Origin of the sequence: Pseudomonas sp. EL_65y_Pfl2_R96, assembly GCF_963970905.1 — a bacterium.
GTDB lineage: Bacteria > Pseudomonadota > Gammaproteobacteria > Pseudomonadales > Pseudomonadaceae > Aquipseudomonas.
Window position 1 is genome coordinate 1 of record NZ_CAXAQH010000050.1, and the last position, 17,148, is coordinate 17,148.

General features: G+C 56.8%; 17 protein-coding genes and 1 pseudogene. 10 read left to right on the top strand and 8 right to left on the bottom strand.

Annotation, left to right across the window (positions count from 1 at the left end; translation table 11 throughout):
* Window positions 1-169: 169 nt before the first annotated feature.
* A complete protein-coding gene (locus AACY49_RS28390; protein ID WP_339527533.1) occupies window positions 170-1,066 on the bottom strand; it encodes a DMT family transporter in 897 nt (298 codons plus the stop codon).
* A gap of 88 nt (window positions 1,067-1,154) precedes the next feature.
* Between AACY49_RS28390 and AACY49_RS28395 the strand changes: the two genes are divergently transcribed.
* Window positions 1,155-2,486: an aminotransferase-like domain-containing protein gene (locus AACY49_RS28395; RefSeq protein ID WP_320391132.1), complete on the top strand. Its 1,332-nt coding sequence runs from the start codon at window positions 1,155-1,157 to the stop codon at window positions 2,484-2,486.
* Window positions 2,487-2,548: 62 nt separating this feature from the next.
* On the opposite strand, the gene AACY49_RS28400 is transcribed toward AACY49_RS28395, so the two are convergent.
* The gene (locus AACY49_RS28400) at window positions 2,549-3,424 is read right to left on the bottom strand and encodes a LysR substrate-binding domain-containing protein (RefSeq protein ID WP_339527534.1); all 876 of its coding nucleotides are present in this window, start codon (window positions 3,422-3,424) and stop codon (window positions 2,549-2,551) included.
* A 119-nt stretch (window positions 3,425-3,543) separates the two neighbouring features.
* Here AACY49_RS28400 and AACY49_RS28405 point away from each other — a divergent pair, with 119 nt between their 5' ends.
* The 7 genes from AACY49_RS28405 to AACY49_RS28435 all read left to right on the top strand — a co-directional run bounded on the left by AACY49_RS28405 (window position 3,544) and on the right by AACY49_RS28435 (window position 10,556).
* On the top strand, window positions 3,544-3,969 hold the full coding sequence (locus tag AACY49_RS28405; protein ID WP_008013629.1) for a VOC family protein: 426 nt from the start codon (window positions 3,544-3,546) through the stop codon (window positions 3,967-3,969).
* A gap of 113 nt (window positions 3,970-4,082) precedes the next feature.
* Complete coding sequence (locus AACY49_RS28410) at window positions 4,083-5,342, top strand: cation:dicarboxylate symporter family transporter (protein ID WP_339527535.1); 1,260 nt, start codon at window positions 4,083-4,085, stop codon at window positions 5,340-5,342.
* Window positions 5,343-5,495: 153 nt separating this feature from the next.
* Window positions 5,496-5,876, top strand: coding sequence for a nuclear transport factor 2 family protein (locus AACY49_RS28415; protein ID WP_339527536.1), 381 nt, complete (start codon window positions 5,496-5,498; stop codon window positions 5,874-5,876).
* 334 nt (window positions 5,877-6,210) lie between these two features.
* Window positions 6,211-6,780, top strand: coding sequence for a YceI family protein (locus AACY49_RS28420; protein ID WP_339527537.1), 570 nt, complete (start codon window positions 6,211-6,213; stop codon window positions 6,778-6,780).
* Window positions 6,781-6,857: 77 nt separating this feature from the next.
* Window positions 6,858-7,568, top strand: a complete 711-nt coding sequence (locus tag AACY49_RS28425; RefSeq protein ID WP_339527538.1) for a GNAT family N-acetyltransferase — start codon at window positions 6,858-6,860, stop codon at window positions 7,566-7,568.
* Window positions 7,569-7,886: 318 nt separating this feature from the next.
* Window positions 7,887-9,533: a malate dehydrogenase (quinone) gene (mqo, locus tag AACY49_RS28430; protein WP_339527539.1), complete on the top strand. Its 1,647-nt coding sequence runs from the start codon at window positions 7,887-7,889 to the stop codon at window positions 9,531-9,533.
* Between the two features lie 477 nt (window positions 9,534-10,010).
* Window positions 10,011-10,556 carry a L,D-transpeptidase family protein gene (locus AACY49_RS28435; RefSeq protein ID WP_339527540.1) on the top strand — a complete coding sequence of 182 codons (546 nt, stop codon included), beginning with the start codon at window positions 10,011-10,013 and terminating at the stop codon, window positions 10,554-10,556.
* Window positions 10,557-10,678: 122 nt separating this feature from the next.
* On the opposite strand, the gene AACY49_RS28440 is transcribed toward AACY49_RS28435, so the two are convergent.
* From AACY49_RS28440 to AACY49_RS28450, 3 genes are all read right to left on the bottom strand, one after another.
* Entirely contained in the window at window positions 10,679-11,041 is a 363-nt protein-coding gene (locus AACY49_RS28440) for a DUF6124 family protein (protein WP_339527541.1), read from the bottom strand.
* A gap of 346 nt (window positions 11,042-11,387) precedes the next feature.
* Window positions 11,388-12,287: a DMT family transporter gene (locus AACY49_RS28445; RefSeq protein ID WP_339527542.1), complete on the bottom strand. Its 900-nt coding sequence runs from the start codon at window positions 12,285-12,287 to the stop codon at window positions 11,388-11,390.
* A 167-nt stretch (window positions 12,288-12,454) separates the two neighbouring features.
* A complete protein-coding gene (locus AACY49_RS28450; protein ID WP_258696517.1) occupies window positions 12,455-13,534 on the bottom strand; it encodes an SDR family oxidoreductase in 1,080 nt (359 codons plus the stop codon).
* A 74-nt stretch (window positions 13,535-13,608) separates the two neighbouring features.
* Between AACY49_RS28450 and AACY49_RS28455 the strand changes: the two genes are divergently transcribed.
* Entirely contained in the window at window positions 13,609-13,998 is a 390-nt protein-coding gene (locus AACY49_RS28455; RefSeq protein WP_339527543.1) for a MerR family transcriptional regulator, read from the top strand.
* A 125-nt stretch (window positions 13,999-14,123) separates the two neighbouring features.
* On the opposite strand, the pseudogene AACY49_RS28460 reads toward AACY49_RS28455, so the two are convergent.
* Window positions 14,124-14,342: pseudogene (locus tag AACY49_RS28460) on the bottom strand (transposase domain-containing protein); the annotation flags it as partial.
* A gap of 202 nt (window positions 14,343-14,544) precedes the next feature.
* A complete protein-coding gene (locus tag AACY49_RS28465; protein ID WP_339527544.1) occupies window positions 14,545-15,438 on the bottom strand; it encodes a LysR family transcriptional regulator in 894 nt (297 codons plus the stop codon).
* A gap of 107 nt (window positions 15,439-15,545) precedes the next feature.
* Between AACY49_RS28465 and AACY49_RS28470 the strand changes: the two genes are divergently transcribed.
* A complete protein-coding gene (locus tag AACY49_RS28470) occupies window positions 15,546-16,154 on the top strand; it encodes a short chain dehydrogenase (RefSeq protein ID WP_320391122.1) in 609 nt (202 codons plus the stop codon).
* 354 nt (window positions 16,155-16,508) lie between these two features.
* Here AACY49_RS28470 and AACY49_RS28475 read toward each other — a convergent pair.
* Window positions 16,509-17,148: integrase core domain-containing protein (locus AACY49_RS28475; protein ID WP_339527545.1), on the bottom strand; the 640-nt coding region annotated here is incomplete at its 5' end.

Here is a 17,148-nt window from a genome sequence, read left to right on the forward strand (position 1 = left end):
AAAAAGGAAGGAAAGTATTAATATCGCGCATAAGAACGCCGGTTTGTTAGATGTGTTTGCTCGCACGAACATCATCAATCAAATCGGCGTTCTTGTTTCTGTGTTTCCCGGGATTCCGTGAAGAACCTAAAAAAAGCCCCTGGCCGATTTGTTTCGCCACGCGAGCCGTCTATTTCGAGAACTTTCGTGCCCCGGCCACGCAAAGAATCACCGCCACGGTCACCCCCAGCATGGCAACGCTGACCTGCTCATGCAGCAACGTGGCCGCCAGTGCCAGGCCAAAAAACGGCTGCAGCAACTGAAGCTGGCCGACGGCGGCAATCCCGCCCTGGGCCAGCCCGCGGTACCAGAACACAAAGCCGATCAACATGCTGAACAGCGAGACGTAAGCCAGGCTGAACCACGCGGGTGGGGTGATTCCCGAGAGCGAAGGCGGGGCCAGGAGCCAGGTCAGCGGGACCATGACGGGCAACGACAGCACCAAGGCCCAGGAAATCACCTGCCAGCCTCCCAGTGTTTTTGAAAGCTTCGCACCTTCGGCATAGCCCAGCCCGCAGGCGAGGATGGCCAGCAACATGAGAATGTCCCCCGCTGGAGAAGCGGTCAGGCCCTGGGAGACGGCAAACCCCACCACCAGCAGGCTTCCCAGCACCGAGAAGAGCCAGAACACCGGCCGGGGACGCTCGCCACCGCGCCAGACGCCGAATGCTGCGGTGGCGAGTGGCAACAGGCCAACGAAGACGATGGAGTGCGCAGACGTCACATATTGCAGCGCCAGTGCCGTCAGCAGCGGAAAGCCGAATACAACGCCCTGGGCCACGATTGCCAGGGACGCAAGCTGGCGCTTGGCAGGCCGTTTTTCGTTGAAGAGCAGCAGCATGCACAGCGCCAGAATGGCAGCGATACTGGCCCGGGCAACCGTCAGAAAGACCGGGTCGAATTCCAGAACGGCCAGCCGTGTCGCAGGCAGCGAGCCGCTGAAGATGAGCACGCCGATGAAGCCGTTGAGCCATCCGCTCGCAGTCTTTTCCGTGGTGTGGTGTTGCAGGTTCGATGCGCGTTCCATTGAGAGTCCCCTTTATGCAACTTGCATGGGAGGCATCGTATGGACGAAACTCGATACAATCAAAATATTGTCATGGATACACCTGCACATGCCTCGTTCACGCTACAAATCACTGGTGGATGCGTTTGCGGCGGATATCCGTTCAGGACGCCTGTTGCCGGGCACGCGCTTGCCGACGCACCGCCAGTTGGCGACAACGCACGGGCTGGCCCTGGTGACTGCCACCCGTGTCTATGCGGAGCTCGAAGCCATGGGCCTGGTCAGCGGGGAGATGGGGCGAGGAACATTCGTCAGGGAAACGTCGTGGTCGCCAGACCAGGGTATCGACCAGCATGTCGTTGCCGCTGGCATGACAGACCTGAACTTCAATTACCCGGCGCTTCCCGGGCAGTCAGAACTGTTGCGCAATGCCCTGCGCCAGCTCGCATCGGCCGGTGATCTGGAATCACTGCTGCGCTACCAGCCACACGCCGGGCGCCAGCATGAACGCGCTTGTGTGGCGCGCCATCTGCGCGTTCGCGGCCTGACGGTTGAGGCCGAGCAAGTGCTGATCGTCAACGGTGCCCAACAGGGGCTGGCCGTGACGATGATGGCGCTGTTGCAACCCGGTGACGTGATTGCCGCGGACGCGTTGACCTATTCAGGGTTCAAGGTGTTGGCCGAAGCACTGCACCTTGAAATCGTGCCCATTCCCGTGCTCGATCACGGGCCTGATCTGGAGGCGCTGGAAAGCCTGTGCCGGCATCGACGCGTGCGGGCCGTGTACACGATGCCGACCCTGCACAATCCGCTGGGATGGGTGATGAGTGCCGATCAACGGGAACACCTGGTGACGATTGCGCGTCGGCATGAGTTGCTGATCATTGAAGACGCCGCTTACGCTTTCCTCGCGGAGAATCCCCCCGCACCGCTGGCGGTACTCGCCCCCGAGAGGACGGTTTACGTGTCAGGGCTCTCCAAGAGTGTGGCCACCGGACTGCGCGTAGGCTTCGTCGTCGCCCCCAGCGAGAAAGTGCCCGCGCTGGAGCGCACCATCAGAGCGACTACCTGGAATACTCCGGGCGTGATGACGGCCATCGCCACCGCATGGCTCGACGACGGCACCGTCATGCAACTGGAAGCGGAAAAACGCCGGGACGCACAGGCCAGGCAAACCGTGGCCGGCGAGGTACTGGCGGGGCTGCGGTGCATTCGCCATCCCTCGTCGTATTTTCTTTGGCTGCCCTTGTCGGAAGACGCACGGGCCGACCAGATCGCCACGGCGTTGCGGCGGGAAAACGTATCGGTTTCCACCGCCGAACCGTTTGCCACTTCGGCCAACGTCCCGCATGCGTTTCGTCTGGCGCTGGGCTCGGTGGAGATGGGCGCACTGCGCGAGGCGCTGGAAAAAGTGAAGTGGATGGTTGGGGCTTATTCGTAATAAGCCGAACGCAGGCTTCGCCAGCTGCTACAGAGTGTCTGTCGTGGCTGTGCAGATTTGACTCAAGTGCCGCTCTGAACCTGCTCAACGATCAGTTGGGCCAATACCCGTACTGGTTCGATAAAACTTTGCCGAGCCCGATGGACGAGGCCGATATCACGATGGAAGGTGTGTTGCCCCAGATCCAACGCGCGCACCCCGGCGGGCCAGTCCTGATGGGTCGCCGTCTGCGGCACCAGCGCTACACCGACGCCATTTTCGACCAGCTTGATAATGGCCTCCAGTTCATCCAGCTCGCACACTTCACGCAAGGTGAAATGCATCTGCCGCAAGAAACGATCGACCTGCCTGCCGCCGAATGATGATCGGTCATAGCGAATGAAGGGTTGGCTGGAAAGCAGTGCTGACCAGTCTTCTCCGGGCACGTCGCGCGGAACGATCAGCCGGTAGGGCTCAAGGGCCAGAGTCGTCCAGCGCAGATCGCTTTGCAGCGAGAAGGGCGGGCGAATGATCACCGCCATGTCGATCTCGCCGGCATCCACCAGGTTGACCAACTCCATCGACAGACCCGGGATCACACGGGTTCGACATTGCGGACATTGTTGGTGAAATTTGGCGAGCGCATCTGGTAAGTACGAGCGCTGCACGGAAGCGATGGCGCCGATGTTCACCAGAACGCTGGCTGGCAGCCCAACCGTGGTGGACCCCAGATTGTCATAAAGGCGAAGCAGCTCCTGCGCCTGCAGAAGTATCTGATGCCCCATCCTGTTCAAGTGAGCCGAGCGGCCTTTGCGGTCGAAAATCTGGAAACCCAGCTCGGCCTCCAGACGTTGCATCTGGGCGCTCACCGCAGCTTGGGTCAGCCCGATCCTGTTGCCGGCAGCGGCAAAGGTGCCTTCCCGCGCAACGGCGATGAGTGTTTTCAGTTCTTTGATCATTCACAAATATTAATTGTGTTTCTAAGAAATATATATTGATTTTTTTGCTTGGTCTGCGGCTCTACGATTGGCTCCGTAATCAAAAACAAAACCGATAAAACACCTTGATTGGAGTTCCGATGAGCCTTTCTCCTTTTCACCTGGCGATCCCTGTTTATGACCTCGCGGCGGCACGCACCTTTTACGGTGAAGTGTTCGGGCTGCAAGAGGGGCGCTCCAGCACGCAATGGGTCGACTTTGATTTCTACGGTCACCAACTGGTTATCCATGAACACCCCAAAACCGCTTCTCAGGAGAGCGTCCATAGCAATCCGGTAGACGGGCACGACGTCCCCGTTCCGCACTTCGGCATCATCCTGGAGTGGCAGCAGTGGGAAGCCCTGGCCGAGCGCCTGAAGTCCTTCGGCACCGAGTTTGTGATTGAACCCTACATTCGATTCAAGGGGCAGGTCGGCGAACAAGCCACCATGTTCCTGTTCGACCCGTGCGGTAACGCACTTGAGTTCAAGGCGTTCAAGGATATGAGCCAGCTCTTCGCCAAGTAATAAAAGTAACGGCACAACGTTGTTGTGCCATTCGATTTCAAATGAGCTGGAAGCTCATGACTCTAGCAACTGCCCTGTAACGCAGTCCTTTCATTCCAACAAAAAGGCTAGACATGAAACGTATCCCTTTGGTTTGGCAAATAGTTGCCGGGCTGTTGCTTGGCGTGCTCGTCGGTTGGTACTTCAATACACACCCGCAATATCAAGGCTGGATCAGTTCTGAAATCCTCAAACCCCTTGGCGATATCTTCATCAAGATGATGAAGATGGTCGTTGTTCCCATTGTGTTCTGTTGCATGATCCTGGGGATTGCCGGCGGCGGTGATAACAAGTCTTTTGGGCGCATGGGCGTCAAGTCGCTGGGGTATTTCTTCGCGATTACTGGCCTGGCCATCGTGATGGGACTGTGTTTCGCCAATATGTTCGAGCCCGGCACGGGCACTGATATTTCGGGCATTTCCCACAGCACCGCTTCGGTCAACATGGAGCCTTCGAAGGGCGCACTCGTCATCCTGCAGAACATCGTTCCCGATAACGTTTTTGTCGCGATGTCGGAAGCGAAGTTGCTCTCGGTACTGTTCTTCGCCGTGCTGTTTGGCCTGGCATTGAACTCGCTCCCCAAAGAAAAAAGCGCACCAGTGGTGGCGGTGGTTCAAGGCATCTCTGATGCCATGTTCAAGGTCGTCAGTATTGTCATGGCTTATGCGCCGATCGGGGTATTTGGCATGATCGGCGCTACCGTGGCGACATTCGGTTTTGCCTCTCTATTGCCTTTGCTCAAGTTGATCGGTGTGGTTTACCTGGCACTGATTGTCTTTGCGCTGGTGGTGCTGGGCGGTATTTGCTACCTGATTGGCGAGAATATTTTCAAACTGATCAAGTACTTCCGTAATGAGCTGATTCTGGCGTTCTCCAGCGCCGCCTCGGCGTCGGTCATGCCGCAGCTGATGAGCAAGCTGGAACACTATGGCGTGCCGCGTCGGATCGTCAGTTTCGTGGTGCCGGTGGGGTATGCGTTCAATCTGGATGGCGCGTCGATCTTCCTCGGCGTGGCGACGATTTTTGTCGCGCAACTCTATGGGATCGACCTGTCGCTGTCCCAGCAGATACTGCTGGTGGTGACGATGGTGCTGACGTCCAAAGGGGCTGCCGGCGTCCCCGGATTCGCCATCATCATCCTGTCCGCCACCCTGGCATCGGCCGGTCTTCCATTGGAAGGGGTCGCACTGATTGCCGGCATCTTCCGGATTATCGACAGCGGCACCACCACCCTGAACGTGCTGGGCAATGCGATTGCACCCCTGGTCATCGCCAAGTGGGAAAAGGTCAGCATTGAGTCTTCGGGCGTTGCCCGAGTGGTGCAGAAAACCTGATCACCATCCTCCAGTAAAACGCAATTCCCTGTGGGAGCGGGCTTGCCCGCGAAGGCGGTGTGCCAAGCGACATCAATGCCGACTGACCCTCCCTCTTCGCGGGCAAGCCCGCTCCCACAGGTTCCACACCCGTTACTTATCAGGAGTCATGCAATGAGCAGTCTTACTTACGTTCAGGAATACAACGCGATTGTCGACGTACTTAACCAGTACAACGAAGGTGGTGCGAAGGCCGACAGCGCGTTGATGAAGCCCGCCTTCAACGAGCAGGCCACGATGTTTGGTGTCGATGGCGACAAGCTCGTCGGCGGCGCGATCCAGAATCTCTACGACGTCATCGACAACGTGTTCCGTCCGTCCCCGGAAGCCAAAGCCGCCATCGTACGCATCGACATCGTCAGCACGGCGGCCAGTGCGCGGGTCGATACCGACAACGTTTCGGGGTTGCGCTTCACCGACTTCTTCAACTTGTTGAAGGTAGAAGGCAAGTGGACCATCGTCAGCAAGATTTACCATACCCATCCGAGTGTCTGATCCCTCGGGTGGGTGACGCTACCGTTTGAAAAAACCAGGAGAGTCCTCAACACCGAGGACTTTCCAATTAATGTCAGACTCGACGCACTCCTTGTAGCAGCTGCCGAAGGCTGCGTTCGGCTGCGAAGCAGTCGTAAAATCAGAAACTGCGGCACGTCAGGCAGACCGCGTTAGCCGGATTCACGACTGCTTCGCAGCCGAACGCAGGCTTCGCCAACTGCTACAGATCGCCCGGCAGCTAGCGTATTCAGCGAATATTTGCTTAAGTCCTGCTATCGCAGCCACACGAGTGCGGTACTTCAATCCCTGAAGGTCGTTTCAACCAGAGAATCCCATGACCCCTCGATTCCCGCGTTTCGCCGCATTGCTCGCCATCCTCTTGGTCGGCACCTTGCCCAGCGCCCACGCCGTCGAATACACCCAGGTGAACACCACCGCCAGCAAGATCTCGTTCACCTATAGCCAGTTCGGCTCCAGGGCGTACGGCACGTTTGGCAAGTTCGATGCCACGGTCGATTTCGACACGGCGAACCCCACTGCGGCCCATGCCAGGCTGACTATCGACCTTGCCAGCATCGACGCCGGCAGCAGTGATGCCAATACCGAGCTGCAAAAACCTGCCTGGTTCAACACGACGGACTATCCGGTGGCGACCTTTGAATCGACCGGGGTGAAAGCCTTGGGCAACCACCGCTACTTGATCACCGGCAAACTTAACCTCAGGGGCCTGACTCGCGAGTTGCAGGTGAAGGTGCTGTTGAAACCGGAACATGCCATCGGGGTCTTCGACGGTGACATCATTGTTAAACGTAGTGACTTCAAGATCGGAGAAGGGGAGTGGGGCGACACGGTTGTCTCCAACGACATCAACATCCGCTTCCGCATCGTCGCGCCAGAGCGGTGATTTTCCTGTGAGGGGCTCGATCTGTGACAATGGCGGGGCTGATGCTCAGTAAGCCTTAACCCGGAGTCAACAACGCAATGCCCCAGCTCACCCACTTTACCACTCCATGCCCGGAGCCCATCAACAGCCAGATTCTGCAGATGGTCGTCGACAACCTGACCGACATCAGCATGGTAGGCATCGCGCCGAGCAACCCGTTGTACAACGTCTATCAATACGCGGTGGGCTACGAGGTTCATCTCTACCTGGAAGCGCTCGGCGGTGCCAAAGGCATTGCGGTCGAATTGATCGTCGCCACCGACGACGCAGCCCCTGAGAAGGTCATCGGCTTTGCGCTGTACCTGCCGGTCAAGGACGATCCCGAGGCGTGCGGCGTGGCGTACATGGCGGTGCAAGCCAGTCACCGTCGGCGGGGCGTAGCGCGGGCGATGCTGCAAGACATGCTCGGCCGCTACCCGCATGCCGAACTGACGTGCACCGTCGCCAAGGTGCCCTGGTTCGAATCGATGGGCTTTCAAGTGCTGGGTGTGCGCGGTACTCAGGTGCTGATGAACACCCGCGATCACGGCACTGAAGGCTTGATGGGCTTACTGGATGTCACGTCGATCTACAGTTCTGTGGAGGTGCGGCAGATACATACGTATCTGCTGCAAAAACACGGCAAGCGGGCAATGATCGATGCAGAGAAGCAACGTGACCGGCATCTCGACCAGATGACGCGCAACGCCAAGGCGTTTGTGCTGGATCGTTTGAGCAAAGACGCCGTGCACGGGGCTCGTCCCGTCTAGACTGATGAGTCCTTTCGGGCTCGCAGGCTGGCCGAGGCGTGATATTCTGTCGCATTAACTTGGTTTGACTTATTCGGTTCGTACGTCCACAGACGTGCGACAGAATCAATGTCGCTCAAGTAACTGAGCCAATAATGATAAAAAGTCAGTGCACGAGGGACATATAACTGAGGTCGATGGAGTCACGTCGGCCTTGTGTGCCCACCTTCAAACTCTTGTAAATGCAGGAACCCACGGCACGCTGCCTGCGTATCCGTGAACCAGGGTTACTCATGGTCGGGAATTGGAGGCGGATGGCGTTTATCATAGGTGCTACAGATGTTTAAGAAACTGAACACGGCCCTGCTGGGGCTGGCTTTGTCGATGGGGATCACGTCCGCCTACGCGGAAGAGGCAAAGAAAGTCGATGTGCTGCTCATTGGCGGCGGCATCATGAGTGCAACCCTGGGTGTGTGGCTCAATGAGCTGGAACCCGGTCTGTCGATGGAAATGGTCGAGCGCCTCGACGGCGTCGCCCAGGAAAGCTCCAACGGCTGGAACAACGCCGGTACCGGTCACTCCGCTTTGGCCGAGTTGAACTACACCCCGGAAGACGACAAGGGCAATGTCCAGATCGCGAAAGCCGTTGAAATCAACGAAGCCTTCCAGATCTCCCGTCAGTTCTGGGCATGGCAAGTTCAGCAAGGCGTGCTGAAGAACCCGCGTTCGTTCATCAACTCCACTCCGCACATGAGCTTTGTGTGGGGCGATGACAACATCAAGTTCCTGAAGAAACGCTACGAAGCCCTGCAAGCGAGCCCGCTGTTCGCCGGCATGCAGTACTCCGAAGACCCGGCTGTGATCAAGAAGTGGGTTCCGCTGATGATGGAAGGGCGTGACCCGAACCAGAAAGTCGCGGCCACCTGGAGCCCGATCGGTACCGACATGAACTTTGGCGAGATCACCCGCCAGTTCGTCGCGCACCTGCAAACTACGCCGAAGTTCGACTTGAAACTGTCTAGCGAAGTGCAAGACATCACCAAGAACGCAGACGGCAGCTGGCGCGTCAGCTACAAAAACCTGAAAGACGGCACCAAAACCGAAACCGACGCCAAGTTCGTGTTCATCGGCGCAGGCGGCGGTGCACTGCACCTGCTGCAGAAGTCCGGCATTCCTGAAGCCCAGGAATACGCAGGCTTCCCGGTTGGCGGCTCGTTCCTGGTCACCGAAAACCCGACTATCGCCGAGCAACACCTGGCCAAGGCCTACGGCAAAGCCTCCGTTGGCGCACCGCCAATGTCGGTTCCGCACCTCGACACCCGTGTTCTGGACGGCAAGCGCGTCATCCTGTTTGGCCCATTCGCGACCTTCAGCACCAAGTTCCTGAAGGAAGGTTCGTACCTGGACCTGCTGACCACCACCACCACGCACAACGTGTGGCCAATGACCAAGGTCGGCATCAAGGAATACCCGCTGGTCGAGTACCTCGCAGGCCAACTGATGCTGTCTGACGAAGACCGCATGAACGCCCTGAAAGAATACTTCCCGAACGCCAAAGCCGAAGACTGGCGCCTGTGGCAAGCCGGCCAACGCGTGCAAATCATCAAGCGTGATGAAGCCGCTGGTGGCGTGCTGAAACTGGGCACCGAGATTGTTGCTTCTGCTGACGGCACTATTGCTGGTCTGCTGGGCGCATCGCCAGGCGCTTCGACTGCTGCGCCGATCATGCTGACCGTGCTGCAGAAAGTGTTCAAGGACAAGGTTGCGACGCCAGCCTGGCAGGAAAAACTGCATCAGATCGTGCCGAGCTATGGCACTCAGCTGAACAGCAGCCCTGAGAAAGTGGCTCAAGAGTGGGCTTACACCGCCAAGGTGCTGGAGCTGACTCCGCCGCCGGTGATTGGTCAGGTGGCGGCTCCGGCTGCTGCTCCGGCTGCTCCGGCTAAGGCGCCGAAGGCTAATGCTGCGACGGATATGGCTTTGTAAGTAGAAGCGTAATCGGAAAGCCCACTGGATCGGTGACGGTCAGTGGGCTTTTTTGTGGAGATTGGCTTTCTGCAAGGGCCGATTCATCTCGGCGTAACAAAGGGGCTGAATCTATTTTTCTGATTCGCCCGGGCAATCAGGCAGGTTGGGACCAATCTCGATCATGCCAGCGGAAACAGTGGGGACACCGCTAAAACCCATCAGTGAGCCCGGATTTAATCCGGCGCTTGGTTTCCATAGTGCGTATATTCGATGTCTTCGTCGACGAACCTCACCTCAATAAACAAATCAATCCACATCCTTTATCTCTAAATCTTTTTCTGATTAGGAATTTTTCTAAACAGGGACTAACTCGGTCACAATTGGCTATCAGAATTGTTTATTATCTCGCCTGCGCTGGACGACCTCCGATAAGGTGCTCGCAAAGCGGTTAATAGTAACTTGGCTGGCTACGGATTTTCCTTGAAAGGATTCTACATGATAAAACGTTTAACTATTTTTATCGGTTTTTTACTCATTGCGGTATTAGGGTATACGGCAGTTATGGCCCGCTTTGGTGGAGGGCCTGCCCCAACCGCGGAGTTCGATCAGTCTGAAAAACACGCTGATGTTGTAACCGTCAATAAGCAAGAAAGGCGCATGTCGTTATGGCGCGAAGGAGTGATATTGGCCGAATATCGTATAGCTCTCGGAGCTGCCGCGGATGACGGCGCAAAGCAACGAGAGGGGGATGAGAAAACGCCTGAGGGACGTTATTTAATCGACTGGCGCAATCCAAAATCAATGGCGTACCTTAGCCTGCACATCTCATACCCGAATCCAGCGGACGAGGCATCAGCTCGTCAAAATGGATATGCGCCAGGCGGTAACATTATGATTCATGGTCTGCCCAACGGATGGGCGTGGCTTGGACCGCTTCATCATCTATGGGACTGGACGGATGGTTGCATTGCTGTAACTAACAGCGATATGCGAAAAATCTGGACGTTGGTGCCTAATGGAACGCCAATTGAAATCAGATAGGACGAAGATAATAGTGCGCTTCTTGTATGTGTCCCGTATCAAGTATTGGCTACAACAAAAAAGGGACAGATTAATCAAAGCCCTTTACCGAGGGGCAAGCCTCTCGGTAAAGGGCTGAGTGATTACTTGGGGGGAACGAAGTTATCCAGCATTCGATTCACCGCCAGTTCCCCCAGCATGATCACCTGCTGAAGCGCCAGCAGGGTGTTGCGGTGGGGGCCCTCCACCAATGCAGCAATGTCGCTGGCCATGACACTGGCCGACGCCAGGTTCTCGCACGTTTGAACCAGCAAGGCTTCTTGGTCGACATTCGGGGCAACCATATACAAGGTGCTGGGTTTGCGTGGGGTGTTGTTCATGATCGCCGCCGAGTTGAGGTAGAAATCGAGGGCGCGCTCGGCGGCTTCGTTGAGCTTTTTTGAGTCGAGGGATTCGTACGGGGATGCCGGATCGGTGTCCGGTGGGTTGGGTGTAACCTTGAACATAGTCTTCATTTCCTGAGTGATGCAGCCACTTCCTCGCTACTAATACGAGGGGTGGCGGCTGTACGCAGGTTAGTAGACCGGGGAAAAGAAGAAAGCCGGCGAATTCTGTCTTAACCGTAGGTAGCGGCGCAAGGTCTTGTAGCCTTCGGGACGTAACACCGAGTGTCTTTAAACACGCATCATTGCATTGGCGAGCTGCTCGGCTTTATTGCGCAATTCAATGAATTTTTCGTTTAACTCGACATGACCAGGCCTCCAGGAAAGGAGGCCATCGTCATAGATTTGACCAAGAATGAGATCATTCAGTGAGCCCATTCCGCCATAGTAATCAGGATCCGAAAATAGCTCACTCGGTCGAAGGGACGGATGCTTTGCTGCCCAAGCGGATCAGTTCATTGGAGAAACACAGGCCGACGATGATCAGTGCCGCTCCCGCGTACAGGCTTTCGCGTGGTACTTCATTGAGCGCCACAAACGCCAGCAGCGCGGCGAACAGTGGCTCGGTCAGCTCCAGCGCTTGCACTTGGGATGGCTTGAGATACTCGATGGCCTTGGTGGTGCAGAAGAAGCCCAGGATTGTCGGCAGCGTGGCCAGCGCCAGCAGCGCGGCGATCGCCAGCGGCGACAGCTCGCCCATCGCGAAACCATCGGCCGCAGCCGGCATCAGCAGGTACAGGCTGCCAAAGAACAACAATTGTCGGGTGAAGTGCAGCCCCCCCGTCACACCCATACGCTTCATGGCAACCGAAAAGGCCCCATAGCCGCAGCCGGCCATGGAGGCGAGCGCAGCACCTTGCAGGGTAAAGCCCTGCTGCAGGTCGCCGCCGAAGATCACCGAGATCCCAGCGATAGCCAGTGCAGCGCCAACGGTAGCGTTCGCGGTGATGGCATCCTTGAGGAAAATGCGCCCCAGAATGATCGAGGAAATTGAGGCACTGGCCATCAGCACCACCACCACACCTGCCGCAGCGTAGTGTCGATAGGCGGATGTTTCGAAATGGAACAGCACAAAGATGCCAAGGAATGCGCAGATAGCCGCCTGAGTCCATTTGGTCGACGCCGCCGCACGCTTGAGGAAAAGCAGTAAGATCGAGAGAAGCACACAACCCAGTACGGTCTTGATGACAGCGACACTGCTAGCGGTGAAACCATTACTCATGAGTACTTTGCTGAGTACACCGATCGTTGCGTTCAGTGCCGCAGCGGAGAGGGCAAATATGACGCCTTTGCTGAAAGTAGATTGCATTGATGACGATCCCTGTCGCTGAATTGTCGTTCGATAGAATGCCGCCCTACATCGACGGCGCAAAGTTTGAGGATACGAAGATTCCACCAACCCCGGTATTTATTGTGGCATAAGCTGTATCGCCCAGCAGGATGCCATTCGCCTTCTTGTCGCCGCCAAGGGAGACGTCAGAGGGCCTGGCCCTTGGCTATGCAATATGAGTTGACGAACGTTGCAGTGTGCTGCAAAGACTGACGTATGTCCGGTTTGGCTATTCCATGCCTGTTGGCAAATTGCTTGACCGCCGCTGTATCAAAACGAGTGGTCTGGATAAAGTCCAAGGCTTCGGGTTTTGTATTCAAAAACCGCGCGACGGGAGGAATACTCAGTAGCAACTTCAGCAATCGGAGTGAAAGGTAATGCTTGGGAGACTTTAATCCCAAAGGTTGTGCCACCTGTACCAGGAGTTCTCGCAAGTTGGGAGTTTGGTCATCAAGCGCCAGCAGTTCCTGGCCCACCATGGCAGGATCAAAAGCACAAACCGCCACCAGCTCAACCAGGTAATCCACGGTGACCAGTGGCAGCCAGTGCTCGGCGGTACCGGGCACTGCAGTCAGCTTTCCCTGCACAAGGTTGCGTATCAGCTCCACCAGTGGCTGACCGTCAAGGATATGCCCCGTGCGGCTGTGGCCACAAACCGTCGCGGGGTGGACAACGGTCATCTCCCCGCCCTTGGCGGACATGACCTCCAGGGTCGCAAAATGCGCCTCCAGCTTGCTCCCCTCGTAACCACCGACATGTCGGTAGACGGCAGGCCAATTCGTCAGCTCCGGATAACGAGGATCAATTCCGATGCGTTGCAGATGTTCATGATTTTTCAGCATGTAACCGCCGATCATCACTAACCGGCTTTTTTGCTCAGCCGCCAACAGCGCCACACGCTTTGCCCCTTCCACATTCACCGCACGAGAATGCTCCACTGAAAGCCCCCAGGCGAAGTGGGCGCCTAGGTGGAATATGACGCTCGCGTGCCTTAGCACTTCTCGGTCAGCAAGACTCAGCCCGAGGTTGTCCCGTTCCAGATCGCCAGCTATGGCAAATACCCGGGTTGCGCACCCGCCCAAATTGTCGACTTGCTCCCGCAGTGCAGCTAGTCGCTCTGGGCGACGCATCAACACCCGAATGGTGTGACCTTTTGCACTCAGGTACGCCACCAAGTGTTGACCGATGAAGCCGGTCCCCCCCGTGACAAAGCACTCCACGCTCATTTCCCTGCTCCTTGTTTAAGGTGAGAAATCAAGCGTAAACTATCGACCCCACTCTATAGTCAAGCGGTGTTTTCATGAAAGTCGGCGAACTCGAGGCCCGTAGCGGCGTCAGCCGCCATACGCTGCGTTACTACGAGCAAATCGGCCTGATCTCACCGCTGCGGCGAACTAACAACTATCGCGTTTACACAGCGCAAACTCTGCAGGATCTGGACTTTATCCAGCGCGCGCAAAGCATGGGGTTTTCCCTGGGGGAAATAGGCGAGATTCTGGATGCGCAGCGGAACAAGCTGATCGATTGTGCTGAAGGCGCTAAGCTAATTGAAAAGAAGATGGCAGAAATCAAACAGAAAATCGCCAACTTCCAAAGCGTTTATCGGTATCTGGATGAAGAGCGTGCAAAGCTCGAAGCCAGTGCTGCCAAGCAACTTGAGCTTCAGCAGATGAACAACTCTTCCAACTGAACGGTCAGCATCTGGAAAACGGAAGCTGCAGCCTGCTTCCAGTTTCAAGCCCCCCCTTACGCATTTTCTAAAACCTTCTGGCCAGGCCCTGGACAGCAAGCGTCCGCCCAAAAGACCTTGCGTGGTTAAACGGGCGCCCACCTATGCGGCAGCAACTCGATAATCTCGCTCGGCCGCTGCATCGGCAGTCGCGTGAGCACGCCCTTTAAATACGCATACGGATCATGGCCGTTAAGCCGTGCCGACTGGTTCAAACTCATAATCGCAGCCGCACGTTTGCCGCTGCGTAAGGAGCCCGCGAATAGCCAGTTTGAACGCCCGAAAGCCCATGGACGGATTTGATTTCCACATCAGTGTCCTCAAGAAACGGTTTTTTACGTACGTTAAGCCGAAGACGATGAGGGGCAATTGCCCCGTCTCGGGCGCTGAGGCGTTCAGGCGAGCGTCCGTCGTGTCTGAGAGAGCATACGCTCTCGTCCAACGGGGCTCTCACAGCTGAAGCGGCAACAACACCTTTCGTGGGCGCCAGAACCGGGGGAAAGCGCGCTAGGACGACTTCTGCTCCGCCACATGCGTGAGCAAATGCGCAATAAAATGGGTGAGCTTTGGCAGCGGTCGCCGATCGTGTCGATGCACGATATGGATAGGGTGTGGCTCGGGTAAGTAGGCTTGCAGGACCGGCACCAACGTCCCGCTTGCCAGATCGTGGGCCACCAGAACTTCGGGTTGCAGCAACAATCCCGCACCGGCGATCGCTGCTATGCGCAGTCCATTGCCATCATTGCATGTGAAGACTGGGTCCATCGGCAACTGCACCCCATCCCAACCTCTGAGCTTCCAGCCGTTGCGGCTGTTCCACACTGTGTGAGAAAGGCAGTGATGCGCGCTCAGGTCCTGTGGTGTCTCTGGACGGCCATGTCGGGCGAGGTAGTCCGGCGACGCACAGATCACCATGCGATACATGGTCAGCGGCCTTGCTATCAGGTCGGCATCGCCCAGTTCACCAATGCGGATAGCCAGATCAAAACCCTCGTCAATAAGGTCAACGACGCGATTGCTCAATTCCAGTTCAATGCGCACGAGCGGATATATCTGCTGGAAAGTCGCAGCCAGAGGAGCGATGACACACGAGCCAAAGGTGGTTGGAGCGCTAATGCGCAACGTGCCGGATGGCGAAGCGCGCAACCGTTCGATCGAGGTTTCGGCCATACGTACGTGTTCAAGCGCACGCTTGGCGTCTTCGTAAAAAACGCGACCAGCATCAGTCAGGCTCTGGCGTCGTGTGGTGCGCTCAAGCAAGCGCGCACCGAGGCGTCCTTCTAGTTCGCGCACATACTTTCCAACCATTACTGCCGATATTTCAAGCCGCTGCGCGGCCTCGGTAAAGTTGCCTCCCTCCACGACGGCAACGAAGGTTTCCATGGCACGCAGTTTGTCCATATTGCTAACTGTAGGTTCGTAGAGTTTGAATTTAGAGCACATTTATCACCTTATTGGTTCGATACACAATAGCGGCGTTCCAACCTGAATTCGAAAAGGAGTGTTCTATGAAGATCGTGATAATTGGCGCCGGTGGTGATGTTGGTCGTTCCGTGGCAGATGAACTTGCGCGTGGCGGCAAACACGAGATCATTCGCGTCGGTCGCACCCAAGGTGACCATCAGGTTGACATCGCCAGTGATGACAGCGTGGAAGCGTTGTTCAAGAAGATCGGACAAATCGACGCCATCATTGCTACCGCAGGCAATGTAATCCTCGCTCCAATCGAAAAGATGACGGCGGTCGACTTCAACAAAGGCTTGCAGGACAAGCTGCTAAGTCAGGTGCGCGTCGCGCTGGTTGGTCAGCATTATCTGAACGACGGCGGGTCGATCACGCTGACCTCTGGCATCGCTGTCGATGATCCGATTGCGCAGGGCTCCAATGCCGCAGCGTCGAACGCTGGGATTGAGGGGTTCGTGCGTGCTGCTGCGTGCGATCTTTCACGGGGCATCCGCATCAACGCAGTTAGTCCGACAGTGCTGACGGAATCGATGGACCGGTTTGGTCCGTACTTTCCTGGCTACGAAAGCGTGCCGGCGATCCGTGTAGCAATGGCCTATCGACGCAGCGTGGAAGGCGTGCAGAGCGGTCGCGTATATCGGGTTGGTCATTGAATTAGAGGGCTCGCGGCACTCTGCGTATGCCCCAACTGCCGCGATCGATAACAGACATGTCCGGTTGAGCTATACCCTATCCTGATGTCAGGACACCCTGTCAGAGATGTCAGGATAGGGCCGGATGCGCGCTCAGGTCCTGCGGTGTCTCCGGACGGCCATGTCGGGAGAGGTAGCCCTGGACGCGAAAAAATCCGTTTCTTGAGGGCCCCCTATAACCCCAGAATGGTAGGCCTTCCTCCATCCAGGCCAACGTAAAATAAGCGGCGAAGGTGTCACCTGAACTAATTTTCCAGGCGGTTCGTTCGGTAAGCCGATGGACTTGCCCCTACAAAACCGGACACCAACTCCCCGTTAAATTGATGCTGCCGCCAAGCGCCTGAACTCCCTCGGTGAACGATATTTCAAGGCGCTGTGCGGATGCTGCTCGTTGTAATGCTCGAAGGCAATTGCCAGGTTACGCAACGCCGTTTCTCGATCCGGCTTGGGCATGTGTGCCACGTAGTCACGCTTGATTGTCTTCACGAAGCTCTCGGCCATGCCGTTGCTCTGTGGGCTGCGTACTGGGGTGGTCACCGGTTGCAAACCGATCTGTCGAGCAAACAGGCGTGTCTGTTCGGCGGTGTACGCCGAGCCGTTGTCGCTGAGCCATTGAACTGGCGTGGTGGGTAGTTGATCACCAAAACGCTTCTCCACGCTTTCCAGCATCAAGTCGCGGATATCATCGCCGCTGTACCCGATCGGGCTGGCCACCCAACTGATGGCTTCGCGATCACAGCAATCGAGGGCGAAGGTCACGCTCAGTTTCGCGCCGTCCTCGCAACGGAACTCAAAGCCGTCCGAGCACCAACGCGTATCGCTGGTTTCCACGGCAATACGGCCTTCGTGCCGACGCGGCACGCCGGGCTGTTTGATCCGGCGTTCAAGCAAAAGGTTGTGGTCACGCATCACCCGGTAAACCCGTTTCACGTTGACCGCCGGCAGCGACCGTTTT